This is a genomic window from Arthrobacter sp. SO3 (genome assembly GCF_020532825.1).
In the GTDB taxonomy this organism is placed as follows: domain Bacteria; phylum Actinomycetota; class Actinomycetes; order Actinomycetales; family Micrococcaceae; genus Arthrobacter.
Window position 1 is genome coordinate 1 of record NZ_MQTS01000243.1, and the last position, 6,439, is coordinate 6,439.

Annotated in this window: 9 protein-coding genes and 1 pseudogene; 2 read left to right on the forward strand and 8 right to left on the reverse strand. The window is 64.7% G+C overall.

Annotation, left to right across the window (positions count from 1 at the left end; translation table 11 throughout):
* Window positions 1-616: 616 nt before the first annotated feature.
* Window positions 617-1,008: pseudogene (locus BJQ90_RS20825) on the forward strand (hypothetical protein); the annotation flags it as partial.
* A gap of 45 nt (window positions 1,009-1,053) precedes the next feature.
* On the opposite strand, the gene BJQ90_RS20830 reads toward BJQ90_RS20825, so the two are convergent.
* From BJQ90_RS20830 to BJQ90_RS20865, 8 genes are all read right to left on the reverse strand, one after another.
* Window positions 1,054-1,614 (reverse strand): sulfocyanin-like copper-binding protein, encoded by a 561-nt coding sequence (locus BJQ90_RS20830; RefSeq protein WP_226762089.1) that lies wholly within the window; start codon window positions 1,612-1,614, stop codon window positions 1,054-1,056.
* On the reverse strand, window positions 1,611-1,871 hold the full coding sequence (locus BJQ90_RS20835) for an SHOCT domain-containing protein (protein WP_226762090.1): 261 nt from the start codon (window positions 1,869-1,871) through the stop codon (window positions 1,611-1,613). The genes BJQ90_RS20830 and BJQ90_RS20835 overlap by 4 nt, the downstream gene beginning before the upstream one ends.
* Entirely contained in the window at window positions 1,868-2,131 is a 264-nt protein-coding gene (locus BJQ90_RS20840) for a hypothetical protein (RefSeq protein WP_226762126.1), read from the reverse strand. The genes BJQ90_RS20835 and BJQ90_RS20840 overlap by 4 nt, the downstream gene beginning before the upstream one ends.
* On the reverse strand, window positions 2,076-2,423 hold the full coding sequence (locus BJQ90_RS22990; RefSeq protein ID WP_226762091.1) for a zinc ribbon domain-containing protein: 348 nt from the start codon (window positions 2,421-2,423) through the stop codon (window positions 2,076-2,078). Before BJQ90_RS22990 ends, BJQ90_RS20840 begins: the two co-directional genes overlap by 56 nt.
* Window positions 2,424-2,716: 293 nt before the next feature.
* Window positions 2,717-3,913 (reverse strand): FAD/NAD(P)-binding oxidoreductase, encoded by a 1,197-nt coding sequence (locus BJQ90_RS20850; RefSeq protein ID WP_226762092.1) that lies wholly within the window; start codon window positions 3,911-3,913, stop codon window positions 2,717-2,719.
* Between the two features lie 345 nt (window positions 3,914-4,258).
* Window positions 4,259-4,483, reverse strand: coding sequence for a DUF2892 domain-containing protein (locus BJQ90_RS20855; RefSeq protein ID WP_226762093.1), 225 nt, complete (start codon window positions 4,481-4,483; stop codon window positions 4,259-4,261).
* A gap of 216 nt (window positions 4,484-4,699) precedes the next feature.
* Window positions 4,700-5,125, reverse strand: a complete 426-nt coding sequence (locus tag BJQ90_RS20860) for a DUF302 domain-containing protein (RefSeq protein WP_226762094.1) — start codon at window positions 5,123-5,125, stop codon at window positions 4,700-4,702.
* Between the two features lie 32 nt (window positions 5,126-5,157).
* Window positions 5,158-5,415, reverse strand: a complete 258-nt coding sequence (locus BJQ90_RS20865) for a metal-sensitive transcriptional regulator (protein WP_226762095.1) — start codon at window positions 5,413-5,415, stop codon at window positions 5,158-5,160.
* Window positions 5,416-5,606: 191 nt separating this feature from the next.
* Here BJQ90_RS20865 and BJQ90_RS20870 point away from each other — a divergent pair.
* Window positions 5,607-6,439 (forward strand): MBL fold metallo-hydrolase (locus tag BJQ90_RS20870; RefSeq protein WP_226762121.1); only part of this gene is annotated, 833 nt, incomplete at its 3' end.

Sequence of the window (6,439 nt, forward strand, 5' to 3'; positions counted from 1 at the left end):
CCGCAGTCCTGCATGAACACGTATCAGAGCGAAAATTCCGGACCGGCCGCAAACCCAGATCCATCTAAAGAATAATCAGCAAATCATGTTGTACGCGGACCTAACCGCCATGAAGTGGTGAACGCGAAAACCCAACGGAAGGACGAACGAGGATGAAACATAAGGGACCCCGCAGGGCGGTACCCGGACCGCAGTAGTCAGCCGCTCCCCCACACAACCGAATAGGTCCATCCGGGACCCCACGCACCCGGAACATCAGATCAGAGGCGAGAATGTGGACACTGTCCACACCCCCACTTCTCCCCACCAAGGCCTCCCAAACTGCCGCACCCCGCATTGACAGGGTGCGGCATTTCTCTGTCTTGAAAAAGTTGAACAAGCCGTAGGACTCCACGAGCGGCAGCAACCTGGTCATGCCCTCGCCTAATGTGGGCTCTTGGGCAGACACCGCAGGGCTGTCGGTCGCCAGGCTTTTCATAATCATGTCACCTCCGTCCCTCCCTTTCATGGCCGCAATCGTCGAGAGCTGCATGACCGGCCGTGCCTCTCACAACCCCGTTTCCGCGCACTCTCCGGAGTCATGCTCCAATCGGGGAATGAGAGCGACGGCACCGACATCGGGCGGCCGCTCAGCGCAAGCAAATGCTACGCCGTCGCCGGACACCGCTCGCCGCCTCCGCTTGCGGGCAAGCCGATCATTGTCGGCGGCCGGGCGGCCCCATGGAACGGGCTGTGGTGTCGACCGCATCCTACGAGGCCAGGGCGTTCGGTGTGGGTTCCGGAATGCCCTTACGCATTGCGGCCCGGAAAGTGCCCGACGCTGTGATCCTGCCCGTCGAGCACGAGGCTTACCTCGCGGCGTCTGAAAAAGTGATAACTACCCTGCGCGCGCAGCCCCGCGCCACAGGTTTCGGCAAACCGGCCGGCGTCTTCCGTCTCACGGCCGGGAACTGGCTCGACGTCGTGGGCAGCCGGCCCACCAGGGACCTATGGGGCGTCGGAACCAAGGCAAAGTGCTCGTCTTCTGAGCCCTCCGGTCATCCTCCGGGGGTATCAGGTGACGGTGAGCTGCGTGTACATGCCTGCGGCGTAGTGGCCGGGGAAGTTGCAGACCAGTTCGTAGCGTCCCGGCGGAAGGTCCACACTGACCCAGCCGGCACTCCGGGGCAGGATCCCCTGGCCTGCGCCTTCGGCGCAAGTGGACGAGGCCTCGCCCAGGCTACCGGCCTCGTCGATTTTTCCGTCCCCCCCGACGGGCCGGGTTCCGGCGATCTGGTTTCCGGGAAGCGGCAGGATCACCAGCTCATGGGCGTAGCGCCCTGCATTGGCGAGGACAAAGCCCACTGTTCCGTGCGGGACGGTGGGCTTATCGGCCGTAAGGCGCATGGCTCCCTGTCGTTCGGGCCCGCCCATCATGGGCCCGCCCATGTCCGTTGCAGCGACGTTGACGACCGTTCCGGCCAGGGCCGGTGCCGCGCAACCCGCGCGGTAAGTTCGGGCGCCACCGCCGTCCCGTTGCGGTCCCAGAAACGCGACTGCGGCCAGAGAGAGTGCCGTCAAGGTCAGGGCGGCGAGGATGCCGACCAGCAGCTCGACCCGGGAACGGGAGCTCATTGCTTCCGCCTGAGTGCTGCCCGGCGCGCGGTGAGCTCACTTTCGTCGATTTCCCCTCGGGCGAACCGTTCGTTGAGGATCCGTTCGGCCTCGTCGTGGGGTGCGTAAGGACCGTAGGGGCCCGGTGCTGCCGGACCCTGGCCGCGGCGGAGCAACAGGATCACCACGGTGACGACACCGCCCCAGAAGAGCAGCATCACCAGCGCCATCAGGATCCATGCCCCGGTTCCCCAACTGCCGTCCCATCCGTACATCATGTGCGTGTCTCCTTCGTGGTGCGGTGTTGCATGGTCCCGGACTCCAGGGGGCCGTAGTGGCTGCCGGGCCGGGCGCAGGCCAGTTGCTCCTCTCGGGTGATGTCCTCCCCGGCCTCCCGGCTGGAGTCCAGCCCAAGGAAGGCCACGCGCTTGGTTTTGACCCCGGCAACGTGCTCCTGGGCCACGTAACCTCTGCCGGCGCGCTCACCAATGCCGGTGGTGTTCACATTGGTGATGCCCTCCCATCCAGCCTGGCCCACGGCCGCGCCATCCGGCGTATCCGCCGCCGGGCCCCCATCCCCGACCCATCATGCCGCCCGGGTCCAGCCGCGATCTGCAGTGCTTGCAGACAGTCGCTCCTGGTTTAATGCTCTCTTTGCAGAACGGGCAAAGTCCCTGATGTTCCGGTGACTCCGAGCCGAGAAAGGAACCGCAGTGTTTGCAGATGATGGCCCCGGCTTTGATCGTCTCCTTGCAGTAGGGACATTCGGCAGTCCCACCGTGGGCCGCTGATTCGTTGGGGCCCGCACCGTGCGCTGATTGCTCACTCATTCTTTTCCTCCTGTGGAATTTCTTAACGACCCGGAGATGTGCTGTGAAAGCCGGAGCGTCCCGGATGGTTCCCCCGCTTCCAGACCCCGGGCACAGCGCCAGTTAATCCCCTCATGCCGGCACACAACAGGGAACAAAGTCACCCGGATGAGATGACTTTCTGCGATCCGGCCGGCGCGGCCGGTACAAACGGCTCCGCGGGGTCCTCGATCCCCGTACCGAGTCGCGTGACCCGGGACGGTGAACTGTCCCGCGCCACGAGCGCTGTCTTCAGGGCCGATGCTTCACGAGTCTCAGGCGCGACCCTTGAGGATCAGGTTCCAGTACATAAACGGCAGTCCGTAGCGCTTGAGCAGCCACATGTCGCTGCGTTCCTTGGTGGTGTCGATGAAGGGGATGCTGGGGGCGGGCTGGAGGGTGTAGTCGAACTCAGCCAACAGCATCTTTCCCCGCGCCGTGGTCAGCGGACATGAAGCGTACCCGCTGTACTGGGCCGCCGTCGGTGATCCGTTCATGGCTGCCAGCAGGTTCTTCACCAGCACCGGGGCCTGTTTGCGGATCGCGGCTCCGGTCTTCGAATTCGGCGTGGACCCGGCGTCGCCCAGGGCAAAAATTTCCGGGTAGCGCTTGTGCCGCATGGTGTGTTTGTCAACGTCCACGTAGCCGGCGGGGTTGGCCGGATCTGCCAGCGGCGTGAGCTTGAGCCAGTCCGGGGCCGACTGCGGCGGCACGACATGGAGCAGGTCGTAGTGCAGGGACTCCTTGGAATCTGCCGCGTTGTCCGTAATCACTGCCGTGCCAGCGGCTGAGTCCACCGCGGTCATCTCGCTGTTGAAGCGGACTTCGATGCCGTATTTGTCAACCACCCGCTCCAGCTCATCGGCGAAAACCTTCACCCCGAACATGCCCGGCGTCGGCAGAACCATGACCACCCGGATGTCCTCCAGCACCCCCTGCTTACGCCAGTAGTCGGCTGCCAGATAGGCGATTTTCTGCGGTGCGCCGGCACACTTGATTGGACCCGAGGGCTGGGTGAATACAGCCGTCCCGGACTTCAGGTTGCGGATCATGTCCCAGGTCTTGGGCGCCAGGTCGTATCGGTAATTGCTGGACGCCGCTGGGGATTCCATGGCTTCGGCCATGCCGGGAATCTTGTCCCAGTCCAACTGGATTCCGGGACAGACCACCAGATAGTCGTATGTGACGGAACCGCCGGAGGAAAGTGCGACACTTCGGCGCTCAGGGTCAATGTCCGTCGCAGCGTCCTTGATCCAGGCAACACCCTGGGGCATGACGGATGCCTGCGGACGGACCGTTTCCTCCTGGCTGGCGACGCCTCCGCCGACCAGGGTCCACAGCGGCTGGTAATAGTGCTGCTCGCTCGGCTCGATCAGACCGATGTCGGTCCGCCCTGCATTGCGGAGTCGGGCGGCAACACTCAGCCCCGCGTTGCCTCCGCCGATGATCAGAATCTCGTGGTGCATAGACATTGGTAAGGCGCCTCTCTGGGAATCGAGCGTCGCTTCAGCACCGACGCCGGACATATCGGGTTGTGACCGGGCCGCGAAACCTGCGTAGCCGGCAGTGGGTGCGTCTTCGCCTCCGCTGCCGGGCCCACGCCGCCTCAGTGTGGTCCGAACCTTGTGATACCTACCACAATATACCCCCAGGGGTATTTTGGCGACCCCCGCCGCAGCTTCCTGCACCACATCGGATGTCGCGAGCCCTGCTGGCCAGGTGGCACCGCCGGTCTTTAGTGCCGGCTTCGGCGCGTTCGCCAAGGAGCGCAAAAAGGGTCCCCTTCCTTCGTGCGCCGGCGCCCGCTTCCAGCGGCGCTAGTGGCCGGTTGGCTTCGGCCTGCCCCACAGATCGGCGTGGAACAGCGGGGCCAGCAGGCAAAAGTTGAACGCTCCAGCCGCGATCATGACTCCGCCGAGGACAGCCAGCAGAATGCCCCATAGGCCGCCGGCGCCCAAAATTCCTACCGCAGCCAGCACCAGACCAACTGCTATCCGCAAAGCCCTGCCGGACGTGCCGCGCATAAAGGCTACAAATTCCATGATCCTTCTCCGTTTCTCGGGTACATCTACTGTGCTAGACGCCCTTAGACGCCGCCGGGGTGAACTGGACATGCGTGGTATTGGCCCCTGGGACTCATCTACGACAACCCGGGTCCGCTGCCATCATCTCTCACCGGTCCCTATCAACCGCTTGGCCGTTCCGGCCTTGCCCGCAGGGCGGCAGGGCTTCTGGAGCCCGTCGGGGAGTCGGACGCTTCAGTTCCCGGCAATTTCTGCGCCGCTGAGTGTGTGCAGGGCTGCCCGGAGCCGGATGTCGGCGTCGTTGGCGACCTCGCGGACGGCCGGGCTGTCGCTGAGCTTCACCATGGTCTGCGGATCGATGGCCTGCACGGTCGTCTCGGCCGCACCCTTGCCCCGGCGGACGACGACGTTACAGGGCAGCAGCGCACCCATGTCCGGTTCAGCGGAGAGTGCCCGGCTGGCCAGGGCGGGGTTGCAGGCGCCGAGGATCATGTAGTCGCCGAGGTCCTCGGCGGCGCCGGCGCCGAGTTTGGACGCAAACGTGGCGCGGACGTCGATCTCCGAGAGGATGCCGAACCCCTGTCCGGCGAGGGCCTCACGGGTTCGCTGCATGGCCTCCTCCCAGGCCAGCGGGACGGTGACAGTATGCGTATAACTCATGGCTTCTCCTGCAAAGGTGGTGGCGGCGTGCCTCAGGCGAGGGACAGAAAGAGTTTTTCCAGGTCCTTGGTGTCCATGCTCGAGTCCCCGCGGACTAGGCACTGCTCGAGGCCGCTGGCGATGATCGCGAAACCTGCCCGGTCCAAAGCCTTCGAGACAGCGGCGAGCTGGGTGACGATGTCCTTGCAGTCCCGGCCCTCCTCCAGCATGCGCGTGACGCCGGCGAGCTGTCCCTGGGCACGCTTAAGCCGGTTGATGATCGGGGTGAGTTCTGTCGAATCAAGTTCCATGGCGGACTCCAGAGGTGGTGGGTACTTTGCTAATTCTATACCCCGGAGGGTATAACGGCTAGCAGCGGGTCTCCGACATCCAGCCGCGCACGGACCATTTGCAAGATACCCCCAGGGGTATTACCGTTGTAGTTAGAAGAACGGAGAATCCCTAACGGAAACTCCCCCACCGCCCAACGAAGGAGAGCCCCATGCTTATCGAGCGCATCTACGACGAAGACCTCGCCCAGGCCAGCTATTTCATCGGCTGCCAGGCCAAGGGCGAAGCACTCGTCGTTGACCCCCGCCGCGACATCGACGTCTACCGCAACCTCGCCGCAGCGAACGGGATGAAGATCGTGGCCGTCACCGAAACCCACATCCACGCGGACTTCCTCTCCGGCACCCGTGAACTGGCCGCCGCGACCGGCGCCACCGCCTATGTCTCCGGCGAGGGTGGAACCGACTGGCAGTACCGCTTCGAGGCCGAGCGCCTCAACGACAACGATGTGATCAACCTGGGCAACATCACGGTCAAGGCCCTGCACACCCCAGGTCACACACCGGAGCACCTGTCCTTCCTGATCACCGACGGCGCTTTCGCTGACGCCCCCGGCTACCTGCTCTCGGGCGACTTCGTCTTCTCCGGGGACCTGGGCCGGCCTGACCTGCTCGACGAGGCTGCCGGCGGGGTGGACACGCGCTTCGGCGGCGCCAAGCAGCTCTTCGCCAGCCTGCGCGATAAGTTCCTGACACTTCCGGACCATGTCCAGGTCCACCCGGGCCATGGCGCGGGCAGTGCCTGTGGCAAGGCCCTCGGTGCGATCCCGTCCTCCACAGTCGGCTACGAGCGGCTCTATGCCTGGTGGGGCCCGTACCTGGCAGCCAACGACGAGGAAGGCTTCGTCGCCGAGCTCCTCGACGGCCAGCCCGACGCCCACGCGTACTTTGGCCGGATGAAGCGCGAAAACCGTGAAGGCCCGGCCGTGATGGGCGAACGCGTCCCCCTTGAGGAACTTGCCACCGCCGACGTCGTGGCCGGCCT